General features: G+C 37.1%; 20 protein-coding genes and 1 other annotated feature. Of the genes, 16 read left to right on the forward strand and 4 right to left on the reverse strand.

The window, feature by feature from the left end; translation table 11 throughout:
• Positions 1–2: 2 nt before the first annotated feature.
• Positions 3–1,592, reverse strand: a complete 1,590-nt coding sequence (locus C8270_RS11475) for a DUF6583 family protein (RefSeq protein ID WP_106496963.1) — start codon at positions 1,590–1,592, stop codon at positions 3–5.
• 352 nt (positions 1,593–1,944) lie between these two features.
• Positions 1,945–2,169, reverse strand: a complete 225-nt coding sequence (gene sspI, locus C8270_RS11480) for a small acid-soluble spore protein SspI (RefSeq protein WP_106496964.1) — start codon at positions 2,167–2,169, stop codon at positions 1,945–1,947.
• 99 nt (positions 2,170–2,268) lie between these two features.
• Here sspI and C8270_RS11485 point away from each other — a divergent pair, with 99 nt between their 5' ends.
• From C8270_RS11485 to pheT, 3 genes are all read left to right on the forward strand, one after another.
• Positions 2,269–3,006: a TrmH family RNA methyltransferase gene (locus tag C8270_RS11485; protein ID WP_106496965.1), complete on the forward strand. Its 738-nt coding sequence runs from the start codon at positions 2,269–2,271 to the stop codon at positions 3,004–3,006.
• A gap of 46 nt (positions 3,007–3,052) precedes the next feature.
• Positions 3,053–3,286: a binding site (T-box leader), on the forward strand.
• Positions 3,287–3,335: 49 nt separating this feature from the next.
• Positions 3,336–4,370, forward strand: coding sequence for a phenylalanine--tRNA ligase subunit alpha (pheS, locus tag C8270_RS11490; RefSeq protein ID WP_106496966.1), 1,035 nt, complete (start codon positions 3,336–3,338; stop codon positions 4,368–4,370).
• 14 nt (positions 4,371–4,384) lie between these two features.
• Complete coding sequence (gene pheT, locus C8270_RS11495; RefSeq protein WP_106496967.1) at positions 4,385–6,814, forward strand: phenylalanine--tRNA ligase subunit beta; 2,430 nt, start codon at positions 4,385–4,387, stop codon at positions 6,812–6,814.
• An 862-nt stretch (positions 6,815–7,676) separates the two neighbouring features.
• On the opposite strand, the gene rnhC is transcribed toward pheT, so the two are convergent.
• Positions 7,677–8,612, reverse strand: a complete 936-nt coding sequence (rnhC, locus tag C8270_RS11505; RefSeq protein ID WP_106496969.1) for a ribonuclease HIII — start codon at positions 8,610–8,612, stop codon at positions 7,677–7,679.
• A 137-nt stretch (positions 8,613–8,749) separates the two neighbouring features.
• Between rnhC and zapA the strand changes: the two genes are divergently transcribed.
• The 12 genes from zapA to uvrC all read left to right on the forward strand — a co-directional run bounded on the left by zapA (position 8,750) and on the right by uvrC (position 21,889).
• On the forward strand, positions 8,750–9,013 hold the full coding sequence (gene zapA, locus C8270_RS11510; RefSeq protein ID WP_106496970.1) for a cell division protein ZapA: 264 nt from the start codon (positions 8,750–8,752) through the stop codon (positions 9,011–9,013).
• A gap of 3 nt (positions 9,014–9,016) precedes the next feature.
• Complete coding sequence (locus C8270_RS11515) at positions 9,017–9,571, forward strand: CvpA family protein (protein WP_106496971.1); 555 nt, start codon at positions 9,017–9,019, stop codon at positions 9,569–9,571.
• A gap of 122 nt (positions 9,572–9,693) precedes the next feature.
• Positions 9,694–11,412, forward strand: coding sequence for a DNA polymerase/3'-5' exonuclease PolX (polX, locus tag C8270_RS11520; RefSeq protein ID WP_106496972.1), 1,719 nt, complete (start codon positions 9,694–9,696; stop codon positions 11,410–11,412).
• Positions 11,413–11,429: 17 nt separating this feature from the next.
• Positions 11,430–13,775: an endonuclease MutS2 gene (locus C8270_RS11525; RefSeq protein WP_106496973.1), complete on the forward strand. Its 2,346-nt coding sequence runs from the start codon at positions 11,430–11,432 to the stop codon at positions 13,773–13,775.
• A 39-nt stretch (positions 13,776–13,814) separates the two neighbouring features.
• The gene (locus tag C8270_RS11530) at positions 13,815–14,222 is read left to right on the forward strand and encodes a DUF350 domain-containing protein (protein WP_106496974.1); all 408 of its coding nucleotides are present in this window, start codon (positions 13,815–13,817) and stop codon (positions 14,220–14,222) included.
• 181 nt (positions 14,223–14,403) lie between these two features.
• Positions 14,404–16,101: a long-chain-fatty-acid--CoA ligase gene (locus C8270_RS11535; protein WP_106496975.1), complete on the forward strand. Its 1,698-nt coding sequence runs from the start codon at positions 14,404–14,406 to the stop codon at positions 16,099–16,101.
• Positions 16,102–16,234: 133 nt separating this feature from the next.
• Positions 16,235–16,819 carry a TetR/AcrR family transcriptional regulator gene (locus C8270_RS11540; RefSeq protein ID WP_106496976.1) on the forward strand — a complete coding sequence of 195 codons (585 nt, stop codon included), beginning with the start codon at positions 16,235–16,237 and terminating at the stop codon, positions 16,817–16,819.
• 76 nt (positions 16,820–16,895) lie between these two features.
• Positions 16,896–17,669 carry an enoyl-CoA hydratase gene (locus C8270_RS11545; protein WP_106496977.1) on the forward strand — a complete coding sequence of 258 codons (774 nt, stop codon included), beginning with the start codon at positions 16,896–16,898 and terminating at the stop codon, positions 17,667–17,669.
• Between the two features lie 36 nt (positions 17,670–17,705).
• Positions 17,706–18,479: an electron transfer flavoprotein subunit beta/FixA family protein gene (locus C8270_RS11550; RefSeq protein ID WP_106496978.1), complete on the forward strand. Its 774-nt coding sequence runs from the start codon at positions 17,706–17,708 to the stop codon at positions 18,477–18,479.
• A 28-nt stretch (positions 18,480–18,507) separates the two neighbouring features.
• Positions 18,508–19,482 (forward strand): electron transfer flavoprotein subunit alpha/FixB family protein, encoded by a 975-nt coding sequence (locus C8270_RS11555; RefSeq protein WP_106496979.1) that lies wholly within the window; start codon positions 18,508–18,510, stop codon positions 19,480–19,482.
• A gap of 151 nt (positions 19,483–19,633) precedes the next feature.
• Positions 19,634–19,948 (forward strand): thioredoxin, encoded by a 315-nt coding sequence (trxA, locus tag C8270_RS11560; protein WP_106496980.1) that lies wholly within the window; start codon positions 19,634–19,636, stop codon positions 19,946–19,948.
• Positions 19,949–20,107: 159 nt separating this feature from the next.
• Positions 20,108–21,889, forward strand: coding sequence for an excinuclease ABC subunit UvrC (uvrC, locus tag C8270_RS11565; protein ID WP_106496981.1), 1,782 nt, complete (start codon positions 20,108–20,110; stop codon positions 21,887–21,889).
• A gap of 55 nt (positions 21,890–21,944) precedes the next feature.
• Here the strand turns inward: uvrC and C8270_RS11570 are convergent, their stop codons facing one another.
• The gene (locus C8270_RS11570; RefSeq protein ID WP_106496982.1) at positions 21,945–22,379 is read right to left on the reverse strand and encodes a YslB family protein; all 435 of its coding nucleotides are present in this window, start codon (positions 22,377–22,379) and stop codon (positions 21,945–21,947) included.
• Between the two features lie 365 nt (positions 22,380–22,744).
• On the opposite strand from C8270_RS11570, the gene C8270_RS11575 reads away from it, so the two are divergent.
• Positions 22,745–23,365: a succinate dehydrogenase cytochrome b558 subunit gene (locus C8270_RS11575; protein ID WP_106496983.1), complete on the forward strand. Its 621-nt coding sequence runs from the start codon at positions 22,745–22,747 to the stop codon at positions 23,363–23,365.
• Positions 23,366–23,384 lie beyond the last annotated feature (19 nt).

Consider the following 23,384-nt stretch of genomic DNA (forward strand, 5'->3'; position numbering starts at 1 on the left):
ACTTAAAGCCCGTTAAGACCGCCGCCAGCCCCCAAAATGCCCATAAGCCATTGTTGGTATTGTGGCATTACGTCTGATTCAAAATATTGCATCATCTCATTTACTGACATACTGCCAAGATCTTTTAAGCTGGAATTATCAGGTGCTTCCACTTTTTTAATTGTTTTTGCATCTTTTGCTACATGAAGGCTGAACATATCCTGCGTCACACCTGGCGCTTCAACTGCAAACGTATTTTCTGAGTTCATTTTATCATTATCATACGTTGCTACACCAGACCAATTTAAGCTACCCATTCCAAAGTCCGGACTGTTTATGGAAAATACACGTTCATAGTCGCGTTTACCGTCCTTTAATGTCTCCGTTCCATCATAGCTTAATTCTGTGTTTCCTGCTACTAGTTTAATAGTATCGTCAGCTTTATTATCCTTCCATGATAGATCTCCCGTTAAAGTCATGGACTCCTTACTTGTAGCATCGCCCGCTGTAAATTCATAGTCGAATTTTTGCGTTTCATCGTTTAATAAGTGTGTACCTGTAATTGTTAGGGTACCAATTTCATCCTTATTTGGACCTGCACCGATCGTGAAATCTCTTTTAACAATTAAATCATTTTTGACCCAGATAATTGACGTCAATCCTTTGGGAATATGAGCGTCTTTTAGGCCTTTAATTGCTTCATCAAGATCTTTTTCAAAATTTTTGATTTCTTGATCAATGTCGACGCCAGCAAATTCTGAGCTTAAACCAAATTGTTGTATTTCCATTTGCTCTTTGATGATCTTTTTTAATCGTTTATCGTCTTTCGCTTTTTTCAAGGTTGATGATAGGATATCTTTTACCTCTTGCTCTGAAAGGTGAAGGGTAATCTTCTTCGTATCAAAACTTTCTTTGTCAACCTTCACTGTTTCATCTGTTGAATCAAATGCTTCGTCAGGGATTTCATCATAAATGGTTGTGATATATTCCTCTGTTAAATACTCTTGATCATCTTCCGGTAAGCCTTTTGCCATTTCAAAAAAAGAATTAAAGTCAATTGTTTCGTCTTCTGGGAATGTCGGATCTGCTTCATGTAGTAACTTACCCAAATCTTTATCTTTTAATTGTAGTGTTTCTTGAAGAAAAGGAAGACCGAGCATTAACTTATCTGCATCAAGGAAAAAGTTAATATCACCAATTTCCATTTCACCTAAGTTCGCTTGAATATCAGCTGCAACTTGATTTTCTTGTAAGTCTGTTTGTGTTGTCAGCGTAAGTGATGAATTATTGATAATTTCCTGTGGGTTCATCATCCCGTAACCCCCACTAGTTGGGTCGTTATAATCAGCTGATAATTCGATTGTTGCTTCGATTGGATTTTCTTCTGTTTGCTTCCGCCAATCAAATTCTGATTGATATCGTTCATTTATTCTTTCCTTCATAAATTCGATTGTGTTTTTCTCGGCTGTAAAGTATTGTGCTTTGTCAGAACCAGTAATTAATACGAAAGCAGCCACACTGCCACCAACTACTAGTAACGCTGCAACAATTATTGCAATAATTTTTTTGGAAAACCCTTTCTTTTTTTCTTCTGCATTGTACGTTTCATCCATTGTACAAATTCCCCTCGCTTTCTCTACCCTCTTACTATTTTATTATTAAGCAATTAGCCTATAACAATAATGTATGAATAATTATATATCATTCATAAAAAAATTGGTCAAATTGTTCCATATTTTAATAAAAATTAACTAGGTCTTAAGATGCTATGATATTTTGAATTAAAAATGATAAACTAATTCTTTATACCTGCCATTAAGTAATTTATTGGAAATTGCACTAAAAAGAGCTGGTGATTTTTGAGGTGTTTTAGATTGTGAAGGATATTTGCGGGACTAATTATTTATTTTGAGAAAATAAAATGATAGATGCTTGTTTGTGCATCTATCATTATATAACACCATGTTAACCTGTAGCGGTTGCGTTTTTGACACCTTGTTCTAAAGCGTCAACCATTTCCTGTTTTTCCTGTTGGTCTGAATGTTTCCAGATTAATTCAAAGAGAACACCTAAACCAGGAAGCATTTTTTCCTCGCCATTCTGAACAGCATCAACGATTGTTGCTTCTAATTGTTCTTGATCATTTTTAGCGATATTCGATAAAATAGCTTTCCGTAAATTTAAATCCAATCATTTCACCCCTTTATTTCATATAGGATTATGGATAGTTTGACCGATTTATGGTGGAATATGTATGATTAACATACAATAAATGAAGGATGCGATGGAATGATTACGTCGGTGCAAAATGATAAAGTAAAACTTTGGAATAAATTGAAAAGGAAAAAAGATCGAAACCAAACAAAAACATTTTTAATTGAAGGTTTTCATTTGGTAGAAGAAGTACATTCAAGTGACTGGGAGATAAAGGAGATCATTCTGCAAGAGGGGATACCAATGCCTGATTTTGCAGTGGAATATCCTGTTGCTGTTGTAAGCTCACCTGTTTTTAACCATATTTCAAACACGCAAACACCACAAGGAATTGCAGCAGTAGTAAAGATGAAAAATTACAATCAAGAAATGTTCGAACAAGTGTTAATTCTTGATGCCATACAAGATCCCGGAAATTTGGGAACAATGATCCGAACTGCAGATGCGGCAGGGTTTGATGCTGTTGTGTTAGGTGATAATACTGTTGATATGTACAATGATAAAGTGGTTCGTTCTACACAAGGGTCGTTATTTCATATTCCCATTTTTCAAACAAACTTATTAACAAAAATCCCTCAATTAAAGATGGATGGCTTCACAGTTTGGGCATCTGCTTTAACGAACTCATCTTCTTATTTAGAAATAAAGCCTAGTCCGAAAACAGCATTAATCATTGGAAATGAAGGATCAGGTATTCATGAAGATGTGCTGGAATTGGCAGATAGTTGTGTGAAAATCCCGATTTATGGAAAAGCAGAGTCCCTAAACGCCAGTGTTGCAGCAGGAATATTAATGTATTATATTAAGAGTTAACGATTGCAACATCCTGAAATTTTATCTATAATAAAAGAAATTTGTAAATGAAGCTATGAAAGAGCCTGTTAACAAGAGAAAAAAGCGGTTTTAGGGAGGAAATGTCTAGACTGAAAGCATTTCTACTGTTTACTTGTTAATGTTTCACTCTGGAGCTGACACTTGGACCTTGTTCTCAAGTAAAGGTGTACCGGATCTTATCCGTTATCAAGCTTAAGTTGGACACAGTAGTATTGTGTCAACAAGGGTGGTACCGCGAATTCAAAGCCTCGTCCCTTTTTGTGGATGGAGGCTTTTTTGCTTTTGCTATTAAAAAGGAGGTTTGTTCAATGAAGGAACAATTAGAAGCGTTACAAACAGAAGCACTAGCACGTATTGCTGAAACGAGTAACAGCAAGGAACTTCAAGCTATTCGTGTTACTTATTTAGGAAAAAAAGGATCGATTACAGGGATCTTAAAAGGTATGGGGAAATTATCTAAGGAAGAGCGTCCGGTAGTAGGGGAGATTGCTAACCGTGTTCGTGAATCAATCACGGAGGCAATTGAGCAAAAAAGTGAGACACTTGAACAACAAGCCTTAGAGCAACAGCTGGAAAAAGAAACAATTGATGTGACACTGCCAGGTCGTCCTGTTCAAGTTGGTGGTTCACATTTATTAACCAACCTGATCGAGGAAATTGAAGATTTATTTATTGGTATGGGATTTGAAGTAAGGGAAGGTCCGGAAGTAGAAACGGATTATTTTAACTTTGAAGCATTAAACTTACCTAAAGATCATCCTGCCCGCGATATGCAAGATACATTTTATATCACAAACGAATTATTATTAAGAACACATACGTCACCGGTACAGGCGCGAACAATGCGGGCATATGAAGGAAAAAAATCAGTTAAAATGATATGTCCAGGTAAAGTTTATCGTCGAGACACTGATGATGCAACACACTCCCATCAATTTACCCAAATTGAAGGACTATATGTTGATAAGGATGTACGGATGAGTGATCTTAAGGGAATTTTAGATGTATTTGCTAAAAAAATGTTCGGGGAAGATAGAGAAATCCGCCTACGTCCAAGCTTTTTCCCGTTTACGGAGCCATCGGTAGAAATGGATATTTCCTGTAAAGTTTGTCATGGTGAGGGATGTTCCGTTTGTAAAGGCACAGGCTGGATTGAAATTTTAGGCGCTGGTATGGTTCATCCAAATGTACTGGAAATGGCCGGATATGACCCAAACGTTTACACTGGTTTTGCTTTTGGTATGGGACCGGAACGAATTGCAATGCTGAAATACGGAATTGATGATATTCGTCAATTTTACACAAATGACAAACGATTCTTAAAACAATATCATAATGCTTAAGGAGGTATAAAGCTGTGTTAGTTTCATTAAATTGGTTAAAAAATTATGTAGATATCGACAATAATACACCGGAAGAACTTGCAGAGAAAATAACGAAAAGCGGTATTGAAGTGGAAGGCATTGAATATGTCGCTGAAAAAAGCAAGGATGTTGTTGTTGGGTATGTGAAAGAATGTGATAAACATCCAAACGCAGATAAATTGAATCTCTGTCAAGTTGATGTAGGTGAAGACGAATTGCTGCAAATTATTTGTGGTGCACCAAATATTCAACAAGGACAAAAAGTTGCAGTGGCAAAGCCAGGAGCCGTTTTACCTGGGAATTTCAAAATTAAAAAAGTAAAATTGCGAGGCATTGAATCAAACGGCATGATTTGTTCATTGCAAGAACTGGGAATTCAGGAGAAGTACGTTCCTAAGGATGTGGCAGATGGAATATTTGTTTTCCCAAATCATCTAGAAATTGGCCAGGATGTTACACCACTTTTAAATCTTGATGATGCTATTTTAGATTTAGGATTAACACCTAACAGAGCAGATTGTTTAAGCATGTTAGGAGTTGCTTATGAAGTGGCGGCCATTTTGGATAAGCCAATCCATTTGCCAGAAGAAAAAGTTAATCAAGCAGACGAACATGCTGATGATTATGTTTCGGTTCAGGTAGAAGATAAGGAATTGAATCCTTTTTATGGTGCCTTTATCGTGAAGGACATACAAATTCAATCATCACCACTTTGGATGCGCAATTATTTAATGGCAGCAGGGATACGACCAATCAATAATGTCGTTGATATTACGAATTATGTATTGCTTGAATATGGTCAACCATTACACGCTTTTGATTATGATCGTTTGAATTCAAATGAGATTGTCGTTCGACGTGCAACTGAAAATGAGACAATTGTGACACTAGATGAACAAGAACGTAAATTATCACCTGAAAATTTGGTCATTACCAATGGAGAAGACCCAGTTGCGCTTGCTGGAGTAATGGGTGGTGCAAACACAGAAGTACACAACGAAACGAAAACGATTTTATTAGAAGCGGCATATTTCGCCTCTACGTCAGTCAGAAAAACTGTAAAGGAGACTGGCTTACGTGGTGAGTCTAGCTCACGATATGAAAAAGGCGTTGATCCAAATCGTGTGAAACGTGCAGGTGTCCGGGCATGTCAACTTTTAGAAACATATGCAGGTGGGACTGTGTTAAATAGTCCAGTAGTTGTTGACGAGTTAGATCATTCGGAAAAGGAAGTTGATATTAATACGGATGAAATAAACAAACGACTTGGTACAACGATTACAACGGAGGAAATTGCAAACATTTTAACGAAATTACGTTTTTCGTATGGCCAACAAAATGACCATTTCCATATCAACATACCTACTCGTCGCGGAGACATTACTATTTTTGAAGATATGCTTGAAGAAGTGGCACGAATTTATGGATATGATAACTTGCCATTCACATTACCAGCTGGGGCCTCACAAGCAGGTGCACTAACACAACGTCAATGGCTTAAACGACAAGTTAAAAATTTCATGCAAGGTGCCGGCCTGATGGAGACCATCACATATTCACTGACAAGCGATGATTATGTTTCGAAGTTAATCAGCCCAGAAGTTAGAGATGATAATTTGTCACCAGTTAAGCTGGCCATGCCGATGAGTGAAGATCATAAATATTTGCGTTTAAGTGTACTTCCTGAGTTATTACAGACTGTATCGTATAACCTGGCTAGAAATCAGGCAGATATTGCTTATTTTGAACTTGGTTCGATTTTTATTTCAAATGAGCAAGAAACGACGAAACAACCAGCTGAAAAATTACGTTTAGCCGGTGTGTTATCTGGCCTTTGGGAAGAAAACGAATGGCAGCAAGAAAAGAAATTAGTTGATTTTTATGTGGCAAAAGGAATTATTGAAGGCCTGTTTAATTTCTTAGAGGTTCCAGTTACCTTTGAACAAGCAAAATTACCTGATATGCATCCTGGTCGTTGTGCGAAAATTGTCATGAATAACAATGTGATTGGATTTATCGGTCAACTTCATCCAACACAAGAAAAACAAATGGATTTAAATGAAACATATGTTTTTGATATCAATATGGATGAAGTAATTAACGAATATGATAACAATCAAAGTTATCAACCAATACCAAAATATCCATCAATCGTCCGTGACATTGCTTTTGTATTGGATGAAGATGTACAAGCTGGTGATGTTGTAAACGTGATTCAAAAGACAGATCAAGATTTGGTGAAAGATATTCAGATTTTTGACGTGTATACAGGAGAACATTTACCAGATGGGAAAAAATCGGTTGCTTATCGATTGCTTTATCAGGATCCTGAACGAACATTGAAAGATGAAGAAGTAGAAGAATCCTATCAAGCAATCGTTGCAGCAGTTAATGAAGCATGTCATGCATATGTGAGGTCGTAAAAAATAAACCTGGTAAGGGCAATTCACTGCCCATACCAGGTTTTTTCATCTATTTCACTCAACTTTCGCAGCGTGAAATGGACAAATAAGCCTTGATAAAATGAGGAAGGATGGAGATTCACTGCTCAAGTTGACTTTGGATTAATCACATTTTGATATAAACTACGACACAGTGAAAATTTTCTTTCGGGACGTTTTTTGTTCTTATGATGTTGAGTGCTTGGACTTTCGCTCCGGCAGAATACTTCGCTTTCCGTGGGCACGGCCTCAGCCTCCTCACGGAAAACCGCCGTTGCGGGGTCTTCGGACACGTGCTGTTCCCACAGGAGTCTACGTATTCTGCCTACGCTGGTAGTGGTGCTCTGATTATCGACAGGGGAAAGCCATGGAATCTAAGTAATGTTATACAGACTTTTACTCCCTTGAACAGAAAGCTATTCCAAGCTGCGGAAAAATGCGAGACTCCTCGAAAATGAAATACACATTTTCTTCGTGCGGTGAAGATTCAAGGATGCCTTTTCAAAGTTCAATGGAACAAGGAACAGTCTGAAGACACCAAAGGAAGTGGTTTTCTTCCGAGGAGGCTGAAGCGTTCCCCATGGAAAGCGAGTATTTTTCCGCAGCGCTGGATTAGCACTCATCTTATATAGAATGAGGGGGAGTCACGCAAAAGTTGTGTCGTATTCTATATCTTTTGTGCACAAAACCACAAATACTTTCGATGGGGCGAGTAATCGCAGTTCCAATCTTTTAGAAAACAATCTTTATGTTTACCAAGGTTGTCAAGGCAATTATTAGAACGTTCCAATTTTGCCTCAGCTAACTGTTTGATCCTATTTTATTGCTCCGAAAGTTGAATGATTTATAAATATTTTTCTGCTTTCTTTGTATTAATAAAATGTGTTTTGGCACAAGTCGTTAGTATATCGTGTCCTTTTTCGTTTATTATGTTAGCAATTACTTGGTCAACACGATTAGAAGCGCCTTTTGGCAATGTGATGCCGAGTTTATCGGATAGTTTATCCATTTCATTTAAAAAACTAGTTCGAGCTATAATTGAGCCAGCGGCAACTGCGATGGAATAGGACTCAGCTTTCGTCATGAAATATGTCTTATCCGTGATTTTTTCTTGTTCACTGGCAATATACTTCTTATACAAACTTGGTTCACAAAACTGGTCGATAAGGATTCCTTCAAATTTCAATCCGTCAACTTTTTCCAATACATTTTGAATAGCATGATGATGGAGCATGGCTTTCATTTTCCCTTGGGACCAACCTTTGTTTTTTAGTGCATTATACTTTTCATTACGCAATACTAACAGTGAATAGGGAACATCAAGCTTTACTATTTCTTTTGCTATTCGTTTAATCGTTTTATCTGTCAGATTTTTAGAGTCTTGGACACCAATTTGTTTTAATCTTTCAATTTGATTTGCATTAACAGCTGCACATGCTACGGTTATTGGACCAAAATAGTCACCTGTTCCAGCCTCGTCTGACCCAATATGGGAAGCTTTAAATAAACTAGTTGGTGGTGAGTTTTTGTGGGCTGAATTTGTAATATGCTTCTTCTTTTTCGCAGATTTCTCTCCATTGTCTTTCGCCCATTTTGTTGATTCTTTTTCCGGATCTTTGCCCTGAAAGAGGACCTTTCCAGACCGGTAAGCGGTTATAACTGCATTTGGTGTTTTAGCCCGAAAGACAGCACCCTGTGGCGTATCAGTGACTGAATTTGCATAATATTGCTGCATTTCTTTAATGGTTGTAAGCGGAATAACGTGAACGCTTTGTGGCATATTTATCTCTCCATTCAATTGCTTATGACCACTATAGCAAAGGATTTAACATTTTTAAAAGGTTTATTCTTTAGTTTCCTAAATGCATTCTTCATGTTAAGATAAAGTGAATAATTTTTTTCTGAGGGGGTAGCCGTGTGACCCAGAATGATAGAACACGAATAACGGTCGAAATACATAATAAATCATATACAATTGTAGGAACTGAACCAGCACACCATGTTCGTCTTGTTGCTAGTTTAGTCGATCAAAAAATGCATGAAATCCAAGCGGCCAATAAAGATTTGGATACGACTCAATTAGCTGTTTTAACAGCAGTTAATTCAATGAATGATTATTTAAAACTAAAAGAAGACTACGCTAAACTGTTAGGTTCAATAAATAAGAAAGAGGATAAGTAACATATGGTCGATTTCATTTTAATAATATTATTACTTTTTGGATTTTTAATCGGGTTAAAAAGAGGTTTCATTTTACAAGCATTTCATTTAATCGGCTTTATTGTATCATTTATTGTTGCGGTAATTTATTATGATGATTTGGCATCAAAATTATCACTTTGGATACCATATCCAGAACTTTCCGGTGATAGTTCATGGGCTGTTTTTTTACAATCGCTGCCACTTGAAGTTGCTTTTTACAACGCAATCGCTTTTGCTATTATCTTTTTCGCAGTAAAAATTATTTTGCAAATTATCGCCTCCATGCTTGATTTTGTAGCCGAATTACCTATATTGCATTCCGTTAATCGTATATTGGGCGCGGTTTTGGGGTTTCTAGAAATATATTTGCTACTGTTTATCGTATTGTATATATTAGCGCTAACTCCTGTTGGCAATGTGCAATCTTGGATAAGTAATTCATTTATTGCACAGCTGATTATTGAACATACGCCAATATTATCTGAGCAATTAAAAGATTTGTGGTTTACACACATAGAAAGTTTGTTTGATTTTTAGACGATAAAGAGGCTGATTCAAAATACTAGGCTATCCATTTGTATCTCATGTACAATAGATATACCTAAAATGAATCAGTCTTTTTGCGTAAAGATGAACGAGTGAAGCGGGTGAAATTTAATATGACAAAAAATAAAAAAGATGTATTGAAGTTACTTGAACAAATTGCAGTATATTTAGAATTAAAGGGGGAAAATCCATTTAAGATTTCCGCCTATAGAAAAGCAGCACAAGCTCTTGAGCGGGACGATCGGTCATTAGCTGAAATAGATGACTTTACGAAAATAAAAGGCATTGGTAAAGGTACGGGCGATGTTATAACTGAATTTCTAGAGCAAGGAGAATCTGCAACACTAAGTCAATTGGAAAAAGAAGTTCCAAATGGATTAATACCGCTACTAAACCTGCCAGGCCTTGGTGGTAAAAAACTGGCGAAATTGTACCAGGAACTTGGTGTGACAGATGCTGACTCATTAAAAACAGCTTGTGTAAGTGGACAGGTAGAACAGCTTGCTGGTTTTGGTAAAAAGTCAGTTGAAAAAATTATACAAGCATTGGAAGACGCAAATAATCGGCCAGAACGGTTGCCAATAGCCACAATGCTTCCACTTGCTGAACAAGTGGAAGCACAATTAAAAGAAATCCCAGCAATCGAAATATTTTCACAAGCTGGGAGTTTACGACGCATGCGTGAGACGATCAAGGACTTAGATTTTATCATTGCAACGACTAAACCACTTGAAGTTAGGGATGCACTGTTGGGAATCGACAATATCAAGGATGTAATAGCAAGTGGGGAAACCAAAGTATCGGTTACCATTGATGATGTTTTTGATATAAATATAGACTTTCGAATTGTGAAACCAGAAGAATTTGCGTCAACCCTTCACCATTTTACCGGATCAAAAGATCATAATGTTGCTATGAGACAATTAGCAAAATCCCGTGGGGAAAAAATCAATGAGTATGGGATTGAACTTGATGAAATAGGTGAAATTTTGACGTTTAAAACGGAGGAGCAATTTTTTCAGCATTTCGGATTAACCTACATACCTCCAGAACTCAGAGAGAATACTGGTGAGGTTGATGCCTTCTCGAAAAAAATGGACCTTGTTCAACTAGCGGATATTCGTGGTGATTTGCATATGCATACAACATGGAGTGATGGTGCGCAATCGCTAGAAGAAATGGTGAATCAAGCCCGAACAAAAGGATATGACTATATTGCTATTACCGATCACTCTAAATTTTTACGTGTGGCAAATGGCTTGAATGAAGCAAAACTACGAAAGCAACGGGAAGAAATTGCGAAGTTAAACGAAAAATACGCAGATATTCATATTTTTGCTGGGGTAGAAATGGATATTCTACCAGATGCGACACTGGACTTTAGTAATGAATTTTTGCAAGAAATGGATTTCGTTATCGGTGCTATCCATTCTAGCTTCAGTCAGTCCAAAGAAAAAATTATGGCACGGTTATATACTGCGTTGGAAAACCCATACGTGTCGTTGATTGCACATCCGACTGGAAGACTGATCGGCAGACGTGATGGTTATGCTATTGATATTGATAAATTAATCGAACGTGCAAGTGAGACGGGGACGGCGTTGGAGATAAACGCAAATCCAAATCGGTTAGATTTATCTGCTGAATGGGTACGAAAAGCACAGGAACAGGGTGTGGCAATCGCAATAGATACAGATGCACACAGCTTTCATATGCTTGAACATATGAAGTATGGCGTTGGTACTGCAAGACGCGGTTGGTTACGGAAAGAAACAATTATCAACACATGGTCAAAAGAGAAACTAATGGAATTTATGAGCCGTAAGAAATGATAAAGGAGTAAGCAGGAATGAATGAACGTATTCTCCAAGTACTTGAATTTAATAAAATATTGGAATATCTATCTAACCAGGCCGCAACATCACTGGGAAAGGATCTTGTGTCCTTATTAAAGCCAGCAACAGGTTTGCAGGAAGTGAAAACTTTGCAACAAGAAACGGATGAAGCTGGACAAGTAGAACGACTAAATTTATCGATCCCACTTGGTGGTATATCTGATATACGGGCAAGCGTTAAGCGAAGCGTCATTGGTGGTATATTAAATACTAGTGAATGCCTTGATGTTGCCAATACGATTTATGGTGGGAGACAAGTCAAAGAGTTTGTCATAAAACTAGAGAAAAATCTGCCCATTTTAGAGGGACTAGTTGAACAGATTACACCTTTACGTGAGTTGGAACGTCAGATAAAAAGCTGTATCGATGATCATGGACAAGTGATGGACAGTGCATCAGTTAAATTGCGTAGTATTCGCTCTTCCATTCGCACGTATGAATCAAGGGTTCGCGATAAACTAGATAATTACACAAAATCAAATAGTAACATGCTTTCTGACGCGATCATAACGATTCGAAATGACCGTTATGTGTTGCCGGTTAAGCAAGAGTACCGAGGGGCAATTGGTGGGATTGTGCATGATCAGTCTGCATCAGGACAAACGTTGTTCATGGAACCAAAAGCTGTTGTTGATCTTAATAATCAATTGCAAGAAGCTAAAGTGGCAGAAAAACAGGAAATAGAGCGTATTTTGCGTGAGTTAAGTGAATATATTGCTGGAGCCGAAACATTTTTACTCGAAAATGTTTCTGTGCTAGCTAAAATTGATTTTATGTTTGCCCGCGCTAAGCTAGGTAAGCAAATGAAAGCAGCAATGCCGAAGATGAATGATCAAGGTTTTATTAAGATGAGGCAGGCACATCATCCCTTGATTTCGACTGATAATGTGGTTGCCAACGATATTGAAATAGGGAAAGATTATACATCAATCGTAATTACTGGACCTAATACTGGTGGGAAAACAGTAACTTTGAAGATGATTGGTTTATGTACTTTAATGGCGCAATCCGGGCTGCAAATCCCTGCATATGATGGATGCGAAATGGCTGTTTTTGAAAATGTTTTTGCTGATATTGGTGATGAACAATCGATTGAACAAAACTTAAGTACTTTTTCTTCACACATGACAAACATCGTTAATATTATCGAACAAGTTGATAATAAGACATTGGTATTATTTGATGAACTTGGTGCAGGAACAGACCCACAAGAAGGTGCAGCACTTGCAATGTCTATTTTAGATGAAGTGGTATCAAGGGATGCGCGTGTGATAGCAACGACTCATTATCCAGAATTAAAAGCATATGGCTATAACAGAGAAAATGTGATTAATGCCTCGGTGGAATTTAATGTGGAAACATTGCAGCCGACTTATCGATTATTAATCGGTGTTCCTGGAAGAAGTAATGCATTTGAAATTTCTAAGCGGTTAGGATTAAATGATTCCATAATAGAACGCGCAAAAGATCAAGTTGGTGTCGATTCGAAAAGTGTTGAAAATATGATTGCTTCGTTGGAACGATCACAAATACAAGCTGAGAAGGACTATGAAGAAGCTCATCAGACATTAATGAAAAGTGAAGAACTGCGTAATGAAATTCAAAAAGAGTGGAAGCAGTTTGAACATAAGCGTGAAGAATTATACAAAAAGGCTGAGAAAAAGGCTGAAAAAGCATTACAAAAAGCAAGGGAAGAAGCAGAACTTATTATCGATGAGATTCGTGGCATGAAATCCGCCGCTGATTTAAAAGAGCATGAATGGATCGAAGCGAAAAAGATGCTTGAAGAGGCAAAACCGAACCTTTCCTCCAAGCAATCAACACAAGCAAACAAACCAAAAAAACAGTCCAAAAATGTACTGCATCCTGGTGATGAGATTAAATTGCTAACCGTGAACCAACAAGGAACGGTTTTGGAAAAAGTGAATGAAGACGAGTACCTTGTTCAGGTAGGGATTATGAAGGTAAAGGTAAAACGAAATGATCTTCAGGCTGTTGGAAAGCAAAAGAAAACGATGGAAAAACCATTAACAACTGTTAAAGGGTCAAACTATCACGTGCGTCCAGAACTTGATTTGCGTGGGGAGCGCTATGAAGAAGCCCTACTCCGTTTAGAAAAGTATATTGATGATGTATTACTAGCTGGTTATGCGAAAGTATCAATTATACACGGGAAAGGAACAGGAGCACTTCGGACAGGTGTGCAGGAATTTGCGAAGCGGCATCCAAGAATCAAGAATAGTCGTTATGGATCGATGGGTGAAGGTGGAAGCGGTGTAACGATCATAGAATTACAATAACACACAGCGTAACGTGGGTGGGGAATGGAGTGTTCAAAGATGAATGGTTTTTGGGAAAACGTTTTTGTTGAGACTGCAGCACGCTATAGTGTGGTTATTTTATGTACGATTGTATTTTTGGCGGTGTTCGAGCTAGTTACATCTTATAAGAATTGGGAACAAATCAAGAAAGGAAATTTTGCGGTAGCAATGGCAACAGGCGGGAAAATATTTGGTATTGCCAACATTTTTCGCTACTCCATCGAACACAATGATACGCTTTTACAAAGTATCGGCTGGGGAGTATTTGGATTTTTATTGTTGTTGGTTGGTTATTTCATTTTTGAATTTCTAACACCAACAATAAAAATCGATAAAGAGATTGGAAAAGGAAATAAGGCAGTGGGATTTATTTCCATGTTGATTTCAGTGGGATTATCCTTCGTGATTGGGGCAAGTATAGGATAAGGGGAGAACGAGAGTGGAAACGTTAGCTAAAGTATTACTTGTTGTAGCGGTTATTTTTATTGTTGTAGGCGTTGTGTATTTATTATAAAACTTAAATATTTTCAGTAAATTGAACAAAAATATTTCAAAAAAGACAAATGAATCGTTATACTGTAAATATATAGTATAAGGAGGAGATTAAATGGGGGAGGAAAAAATATGGCATTCTCATTATCCAAAGGAAATACCAACAAGTATTTCCTATGATGAGAAGCCATTACACGCTTTTTTGATAGAAGGTGCTAAACGATACAAAGAAAAGAAAGCGCTTCATTTTATGGGGAAAGAAATTTCATTTGCGGAAGTCTATTTACAAGCAAAGAAAATGGCTCATTACATGCAGCAGCTTGGTTTGAAAAAAGGTGACCGTGTTGCGGTAATGTTACCGAACAGTCCACAGTCTGTAATTAGCTATTATGGAGCATTGATGGCTGGGGCAACCGTAGTACAAACAAATCCTTTATATAAAGAACGGGAACTTGAATATCAATTGAACGATTCAGGTGCTACGTTTATCGTTTGCATGGATATCTTATTACCAAGGGTTAATAACGTAAAAGAAGCAACGTCTGTTAAACATACAATCGTTACAGCTATTAAGAATTATTTGCCATTTCCAAAAAACATTGTTTATCCGTTTATCCAAAAAAAGCAATATAATATGGTTGTTAAAGTTGAGCATACCGAGGATACCCATGTATGGAAGGATATTATTGCAAACACATCAGATAACTACACAGAAGTCGAGGTAAACCCTAAAGAAGATTTAGCTTTATTACAATATACTGGTGGAACGACAGGACATCCAAAAGGTGTTATGTTGACACACTTCAATCTCGTTGCAAATGTTCAAATGTGTCAAGCTTGGTTATACAAAGCAAAGCAAGGAAAAGAAGTTGTGTTAGGTGTGTTACCATTTTTCCATGTTTATGGTATGACAACAGTCATGAACATGTCGATTATGTTTGGATCGAAGATGGTTTTACTACCAAAATTCGATGCGGAAGAAGTTCTAAAAACAATCCAAAAGCAAAAAGCTACGTTATTTCCAGGAGCACCGACAATTTATGTTGGTTTATTAAATCATCCCAATTTAAAAAAATATGATCTATCATCAATAGAAGCCTGTATAAGTGGTTCAGCTCCACTACCGGTTGAGGTACAGGAGCAGTTTGAAAAAGTAACCAAAGGCCGGTTAGTTGAAGGATATGGATTGACCGAATCATCTCCTGTAACCCATGCCAATTTCGTTTGGACAGAACGTGTGAACGGAAGTATTGGAATTCCATGGCCTGATACACACGCTAAAATTTTCTTGCCGGATTCATTAGATGAGGCAGAAATCGGTGATGTTGGTGAACTAGCAGTGAAGGGACCGCAAGTAATGAAAGGCTATTGGAACAACCCCGAAGAAACTGAAAAGGTACTGAAGGATGGATGGCTTTTCACAGGCGATCTCGGCTATATGGATGAACAGGGTTATTTTTATATTGTCGATCGTAAAAAGGATATGATAATTGCTGGAGGATACAATATTTATCCAAGGGAAGTAGAGGAAGTTTTATATGAACATGAAGGTGTTCAGGAAGCTGTTGTTGCAGGTGTACCTGATGCGTATCGTGGTGAGACCGTTAAAGCCTACGTGGTATTGAAATCAGGTTATAAACTTAAAGAGGAAGATCTGAATAAATATTGCCGTAAACATCTAGCGGCATATAAAGTACCCAAAATATACGAGTTCCGTGATGAATTGCCAAAAACGGCAGTTGGTAAAATTTTAAGAAGAAGTTTAGTTGATGAAGAAAAAGAAAAAATGCAAGAAAACAGCAAAACTGTCTGAGCTTCGTGCTCCCTTTTTTCCTGAAAAATAAGACAAGTTCTATATTGACATAATCTATTTGTATCGGTACAATATAAAATATGAATGATCATTCATTCATATTTTATGCCAAGGTAGCACTAAGGAGATAGAAATGAAGAAAAATAAGCCAAAATACAAACAAATTATTGAAGCAGCTGTTGAAGTTATCGCGGAAAACGGTTACCATGCGTCACAAGTTTCTAAAATTGCCAAAAAGGCTGGCGTCGCTGATGGAACAATATATTTATATTTTGCAAACAAAGAAGATATTTTAGTTTCTTTGTTTGAAGAGAAAATGGGACAGTTTGTTGAACAAATCGCCATCAGTATTGATAAAAAACATAATGCGAGTGAAAAACTGCATACATTAATTGAAATGCACTTTCATCAACTTGCGCAAGATCATAATTTGGCAATTGTAACACAATTAGAACTACGCCAATCAAATACAGATTTACGTTTAAAGATTAATAGTGTTTTAAAACCTTATTTAGCTGTTATTGATAATCTCATTTTGGAAGGCATTGAAGAACATATTTTTCAAGAAAGTTTAAACCTTCCACTAGTGCGACAGATGATTTTCGGCACCTTGGATGAAATTGTAACAAACTGGGTTATGAAGGAACAAAAATATGATTTAGTAAGTCAAGCTCCACAAGTCCATCGATTATTAATAAATGGACTTTCTGTAAAATAGGAAAAGCGCTTTCACATTTTTCTAGTTAGTCGTTTTATTTTCTGCTATGATAGTAATAGAAAGGGAGGATTAAACTTTGGGAACCTTAGCTTATGAAACAGACAATCACATTGCAACATTAACAATTAAAAGTCCGCCTGCGAACGCTTTATCAAGTGCATTAATAAATGATCTAGCTGAAAAACTTGATGAAATAGAACAGGATGAAGCAATCAAAGCAGTTGTTCTAAAAGGCGAAGGGAAGTTTTTCTCTGCAGGCGCTGATATCAAGGAATTTACTTCTTTACAAGACGCCACGGATTATCAATCGTTGTCTGAAAAAGGCCAGCAATTGTTTGATCGAATCGAGCATTTTCATGTACCTGTAATTGCGGCAATTCATGGTGCGGCTTTAGGTGGGGGCTTAGAACTTGCTATGTCCTGTCATATTCGAATCGCTTCGGAAAATGCTAAACTAGGATTACCTGAATCAACGCTCGGAATTATTCCCGGATTTGCCGGAACTCAGCGGTTACCACGATATGTCGGAACTGCGAAGGCGTACGAGATGATTTTAACTGGGGAACCTATTCGTGCGCATGAAGCTCAAGCTTTGGGCCTTGTAAATCGAGTAGTTGAAAATGAAGAAGTTTTCGCCGAAGCTATGAAACTAGCAGAAAAAATCGTAGCTAAAAGTAAATTAACAATTAATCGAATAATGAAGTTAATTCCGTATTCGATCGTTGATCAGTTTGCAACAGGAGCGAAAGCGGAGGCGAAAGCTTTTGGCGAAATATTTGGTTCTAATGATGCAAAGGAAGGCGTACAAGCGTTTATCGAAAAGCGTAAGCCTAATTTCCAGGATAAATAATATCGGTTGAACACGAATTAAAGAGGAGGATATCGCATGAATATCTATGTTTTATTAAAAAAGACGTTTGATACAGAAGAAAAAATTGTTGTATCTAACGGTCAAATTGAAGATGATGGTGCAGAATTTATTATTAATCCTTACGATGAATATGCAGTAGAAGAAGCAATCAATCAGCGTGATGCACATGGCGGAGAAGTTACAGTTGTGACTATTGGTGATGAAGAGTCAGAGAAACAACTTCGTACAGCACTTGCCATGGGCGCTGATAAAGCAGTTTTAATCAATACGGAAGATGATTTGGAAGACGGCGACCAATTTACGACAACCAAAATTTTGGAAGCGTTTTTTGAAGATAAAGATGCTGACTTAATCTTAGCTGGGAACGTGGCGATTGATGAAGCGAGCGGTCAGGTTGGGCCTAGACTAGCAGAACGTCTTGGAATTTCATATGTAACGACTATTACTAACCTTACTATTGATGGTGACAAAGTAAATATTGATAAGGATGTTGAAGGTGACGTTGAAAAAATCGAAACGACTTTACCTGTTCTTGTCACATGTCAACAAGGATTGAATGATCCGCGTTATCCATCACTTCCGGGGATTATGAAAGCGAAGAAAAAACCATTAGAAGAGTTAGAGATAGATGATCTTGACCTTGACGAAGATGAGTTGGAACCGAAAACAAAGACAATCGATATATTTTTACCACCAGAAAAAGAGGCTGGTAAGGTACTTGAAGGTGAACTTGATGCCCAAGTTCAAGAATTAGTTTCTTTACTTAAAAACGATGCAAAAGTACTGTAAACCTTTATATTAGAAAGGAGAAAAACTTATGAGTGATAAACTACTAGTTATTGGTGAAACAAGAGATGGTTCATTGCGTAATGTTACATTTGAAGCAATCGCTGCAGCGAAAAAAATAAATTCAGATGGTGAAATTGTTGGGGTTGTATGTGGCGATAATGAATTAGAGTCAATTGCCCAGGAAATGGTATACTATGGAGCGGATCGTGTTATCACGATTAAACACGACGATTTAAAAATGTATACATCAGAAGGATATGGTCAAGCTGTTTTGGCGGTGATTAATGAAGAATCACCTAGTGGAATTGTAATGGGTCATACATCAATCGGGAAGGATTTAACACCGAAACTTGCAAGTAAATTAGAAAGTGGCTTAATTTCAGATGTGACAGATATTGAATTGGACGGGGACAAAGCGGTTTTCGTAAGACCTATTTATTCAGGAAAAGCTTTTGAAAAGAAAATTAACACGAGTGATCCCGCGTTTATTACAATTCGCCCGAACAACATTCCGGCACTTGATCGTGATGAATCTAGAACAGGTGAAATCACTGCAAAAGATGTAGACATTTCGGATGTTCGCACGGTTATTAAAGAAGTGATACGTAAAGCTTCGGAAGGTGTTGATCTATCTGAAGCCAAAGTAATTGTAGCTGGTGGCCGCGGTGTGAAAAGTGAAGAAGGCTTTAAACCGTTACAGGAACTTGCCGACCTATTAGGTGGTGCGGTAGGAGCATCACGTGGCGCGTGTGACGCAGAGTACTGTGATTACTCTCTGCAAATTGGACAAACAGGGAAAGTGGTAACACCGGATTTATACATTGCTTGTGGAATCTCGGGTGCAATCCAGCATTTAGCGGGGATGTCCAATTCGAAAGTAATCGTTGCAATCAATAAAGATCCAGAGGCAAACATATTTAACGTTGCCGACTATGGTATCGTTGGGGATCTGTTTGATGTAATTCCAATGCTAATTGAAGAACTCGAAAAGGTTAAGGTATAATTAATTATAGAGCCTGCCCAATAATTGGGAAGGCTCTATTACGTATGAATGTGAATAAATACTGGCATTACAAGCAAACTATTCGCAAGGTTCAACGAACGATGTTATACTCATGAAAAGAGTTAATGTTTGATTGAGGAGGAAAAATAAAATGGCAATTTCACATGTAACAGATCAAAATTTCGCAAAGGAAACAGCTGAAGGGTTAGTTTTAGCTGACTTTTGGGCTCCGTGGTGTGGACCTTGTAAAATGATTGCACCAGTGTTAGAAGAAATTGATGGCGAAATGAGCGAAAAAGTGCAAATCGTAAAACTTGATGTAGATGAAAACCAGGAAACAGCTGGTAAGTTTGGCGTCATGAGTATCCCAACATTATTGTTATTTAAAGATGGAAATGTTGTAGATCAAGTAATTGGTTTTCAGCCAAAAGAAGCATTGGTTGAACTAATTAATAAACATGCGTAAGTAGTAAATTAATTTAAAGCTGGGCATACTTGTTATCTTTTGTTAACGTGTCCACAATATACCGATTGATACCATAGAAAATCCCTTGTTACGATTGTGGCAAGGGATTATCTTTCGTTATACTAATTTGTATTAGGTGTTCTTTAAGAGGGGGATATAATGAATCAAATAATAAAAGAAAAATTAGCTGTTCTCCCTGCATTACCAGGTTGCTATTTAATGAAAGATAGACAAAATACAGTTATTTATGTTGGAAAATCGAAATTGTTAAAAAATCGAGTCCGATCTTATTTTACAGGCGCTAACGATCGTAAAACACAGCGGTTGGTTCAAGAAATTGAAAACTTTGAGTACATTGTGACGTCATCGGAAATTGAGGCACTTATTTTGGAAATGAATTTAATCAAAAAGTATGACCCTAAATACAATGTCTTATTGAAAGATGATAAAACATACCCATATTTAAAAATTACACATGAACGACATCCGCGACTGCTTATTACACGGAAAGTTAAAAAGGACAAAGGTAAATATTTTGGCCCTTATCCTAATGTATTGGCGGCTAGGGAAACGAAAAAGCTGCTCGACCGATTATATCCATTGAGAAAATGCAATAACCCGTCCGGTCGTTTTTGTTTGTATTACCATATGGGTCAATGTCTAGCATGCTCGGAAACACCTCCGTCTGAAGAAACATATAAAGAGATTGTCCAAAGCATTACCTCCTTTTTAAATGGTGGTCACAAGGAAATAAAAAATGACCTCAATCGTAAAATGTTAGAAGCGAGTGAACAGTTGAATTTTGAACGTGCAAAAGAAATGCGCGATCAAATCCATCATATTGAGGCTGTGATGGAACAACAGAAAATCACCTTAAATGATCAAGTGAACCGTGATATATTTGGGTATAGTTTTGATAAAGGTTGGATGTGTATTCAGGTCTTTTTTGTAAGACAAGGAAAACTTATCGAACGGGATGTGTCTGTTTTTCCATTTTTCGATGAACCAGAGGAAACATTTATCAGTTATATTGGTAGGTTTTATTTACATCAAAATCATCCTAAACCAAAACAAATTTTAGTTCCTGTTGGTAGTGATACTGATATATTAAAGGAACTATTAGAAATTGATGTCCATGTACCATTACGTGGCAGAAAGAAAGAGCTAGTAGAATTGGCAACGAAAAATGCTGGCATTTCCTTGAAAGAAAAATTCTCATTGATTGAACGTGATGAGTCTAGAACTATTAAGGCAGTCGAGCAATTGGGAGAGATTTTAAATGTGGAAACGCCTCACCGGATTGAGGCATTTGATAATTCCAACATTCAAGGAACTGACCCAGTTTCAGCAATGATCGTTTTCATTGATGGTCGCGCAAATAAAAAAGACTATCGGAAATACAAGATAAAAAATGTTGAAGGTCCAGACGATTATGAGACGATGAGGGAAGTTATTCGCCGGCGTTATTCACGTGTTTTAAAAGATAAATTACCACTTCCTGATTTAATTATTGTCGATGGAGGCAAAGGGCAGATGAGTGCCGCTTTAGATGTGTTGGAGAATGAATTGGGGTTGGATGTTCCTTTGTGTGGATTGGCAAAAGATGATAAACATAAAACAAGTGAATTGTTATATGGTTTTCCACCAACAGTAGTTCCTTTATCTAGACAATCACAGGAATTCTACCTCGTACAGCGAATTCAGGATGAGGTTCACCGATTCGCGATTTCGTTTCATCGACAGCTTCGCGGGAAAAACTTAGTCCAATCTGAGTTGGACAAAATACCAGGTGTTGGCGAAAAGAGAAGGCGTTTGCTGTTAACCCATTTCAAATCAGTTGGAGAAATCAAACAAGCGTCACTTGAGGATTTAACAAAACTTGGTATACCAAAAAATACTGCAGAACAAATTATTACACGTTTAAATGATCAAGAAAATTAAAAAAGGTGGTACTGTTTTTTAAGAACAGTACCTTTCGTCTATTTAAAAACTATTTTCATGTATAAATCACTGAAAATTCAACTTGCAGGATTTTCTTGTTGATTTCTTCTAGGCATTCACATGATATACCTTTAATTAATTGTAGTGATTCTGCAAGAAAGCCTGCCTCAATACGGAACTCAGTGGGAAATGGAGCATTTAATCGGTTTGCAACTGAATCAGCCATAAGATTAAAAATAAGCTCTTTTCTTTTTTCTTTTACCAGTTCCAACCTTCCCCATCCTAATTTCTCAAAAATATGATAGACATCTTCCAATGATTGTATTTCCAGTTTTCGAGCCAAATCTTTTCCTATGTAATAGAGGAGTGTGTTTGCCTCAGAGCCTAATAATTCAGGTAAACTTATGTATCTTAACACATTATAACCAGCACCAGATGATTGCAACTCGTCAAGTAAGGTAATGGATAGTGAATTTTGATCCTTTGCCATTGATGTCATCCTTTCTTTCTAAAAAAGCGATCTATTTTGCACCCCAAAAATTGATGAGATTTGTTTATTTTTATTATCCATTTAATTATGGAGTTGCGCAAGGGTTCATTTCTTCTTTTCTATTCCTTTTGAGCTTTTGCTGATCGAAATAACAAGCTATACATAACCGAAAACATGCGAATAATCACAGAGAGAAAAATTTATGTCTTGTTTTCTTGACGGTCATTGTAGATAGAAGTACAATAAATGTGTCACAAATTGTACATTTTTAGGCAGTAAAGGGGAACAACTAATAAACAATGGCATTACTGTTTAGAAACAAGTGCAGACCAAAATAATATTACATAACTTAAGGGGGGTAACACATGGCGGAACAACGCGAGTTTGGCTATCGCAGACTTCACTCACTATTAGGAGTAATTCCGATCGGGTTATTTTTGATTGTTCACTTAGTGGTGAACCATTTTGCTGTGTATGGAGCAGAAAGCTTTAACGATGCAGCAGGATTTATGGAAAGTCTGCCATTCTTGATTGTACTGGAAATAGTAGTCATTTATCTGCCAATTTTGTTTCATGCAATATTAGGGGTATATATTGTATTCGTAACAAAGAGTAATACGAAAAGATATGGTTATTTCCGAAATTGGATGTATTTGCTACAGCGTGTAAGTGGAATTATCACACTTATCTTCATTGCATGGCATGTTTGGGAAACACGTATTCAAATTTGGCTTGGCAATGCAACGCTAAACTTTGATCTAATGGAAGGTATTTTAACAAATCCTGCAATGTTCTGGTTTTATATTGTGGGTGTTATTTCAACTACATTCCATTTCGCAAACGGATTGTGGAGTTTTTTGGTGTCATGGGGTATTACACAATCACCAAGGTCACAAAAAATTGCTACATATGCTACACTAATCGTATTCTTACTAATTAGTTATATCGGTGTACGCGCTTTAATTACATTTGCTTATGGAGTTTAAGACAATTAACAGGGAGTGA

Source organism: Lentibacillus sp. Marseille-P4043 (assembly GCF_900258515.1).
Taxonomy (GTDB): domain Bacteria; phylum Bacillota; class Bacilli; order Bacillales; family Amphibacillaceae; genus Lentibacillus_C.

Bases quoted from the DNA above. Each gene is read 5' to 3' on its own strand.
- C8270_RS11540 (WP_106496976.1), top strand. From the start codon at position 16,235: ATGAAGAAAAATAAGCCAAAATACAAACAAATTATTGAAGCAGCTGTT.
- polX (WP_106496972.1), top strand. From the start codon at position 9,694: ATGACAAAAAATAAAAAAGATGTATTGAAGTTACTTGAACAAATTGCA.
- C8270_RS11535 (WP_106496975.1), top strand. From the start codon at position 14,404: ATGGGGGAGGAAAAAATATGGCATTCTCATTATCCAAAGGAAATACCA.
- C8270_RS11525 (WP_106496973.1), top strand. From the start codon at position 11,430: ATGAATGAACGTATTCTCCAAGTACTTGAATTTAATAAAATATTGGAA.
- C8270_RS11475 (WP_106496963.1), bottom strand. From the start codon at position 1,592: ATGGATGAAACGTACAATGCAGAAGAAAAAAAGAAAGGGTTTTCCAAA.
- C8270_RS11515 (WP_106496971.1), top strand. From the start codon at position 9,017: ATGGTCGATTTCATTTTAATAATATTATTACTTTTTGGATTTTTAATC.
- rnhC (WP_106496969.1), bottom strand. From the start codon at position 8,612: ATGCCACAAAGCGTTCACGTTATTCCGCTTACAACCATTAAAGAAATG.
- C8270_RS11530 (WP_106496974.1), top strand. From the start codon at position 13,815: ATGAATGGTTTTTGGGAAAACGTTTTTGTTGAGACTGCAGCACGCTAT.
- C8270_RS11550 (WP_106496978.1), top strand. From the start codon at position 17,706: ATGAATATCTATGTTTTATTAAAAAAGACGTTTGATACAGAAGAAAAA.
- C8270_RS11575 (WP_106496983.1), top strand. From the start codon at position 22,745: ATGGCGGAACAACGCGAGTTTGGCTATCGCAGACTTCACTCACTATTA.
- C8270_RS11555 (WP_106496979.1), top strand. From the start codon at position 18,508: ATGAGTGATAAACTACTAGTTATTGGTGAAACAAGAGATGGTTCATTG.
- C8270_RS11570 (WP_106496982.1), bottom strand. From the start codon at position 22,379: ATGGCAAAGGATCAAAATTCACTATCCATTACCTTACTTGACGAGTTG.
- C8270_RS11485 (WP_106496965.1), top strand. From the start codon at position 2,269: ATGATTACGTCGGTGCAAAATGATAAAGTAAAACTTTGGAATAAATTG.
- uvrC (WP_106496981.1), top strand. From the start codon at position 20,108: ATGAATCAAATAATAAAAGAAAAATTAGCTGTTCTCCCTGCATTACCA.
- trxA (WP_106496980.1), top strand. From the start codon at position 19,634: ATGGCAATTTCACATGTAACAGATCAAAATTTCGCAAAGGAAACAGCT.
- pheS (WP_106496966.1), top strand. From the start codon at position 3,336: ATGAAGGAACAATTAGAAGCGTTACAAACAGAAGCACTAGCACGTATT.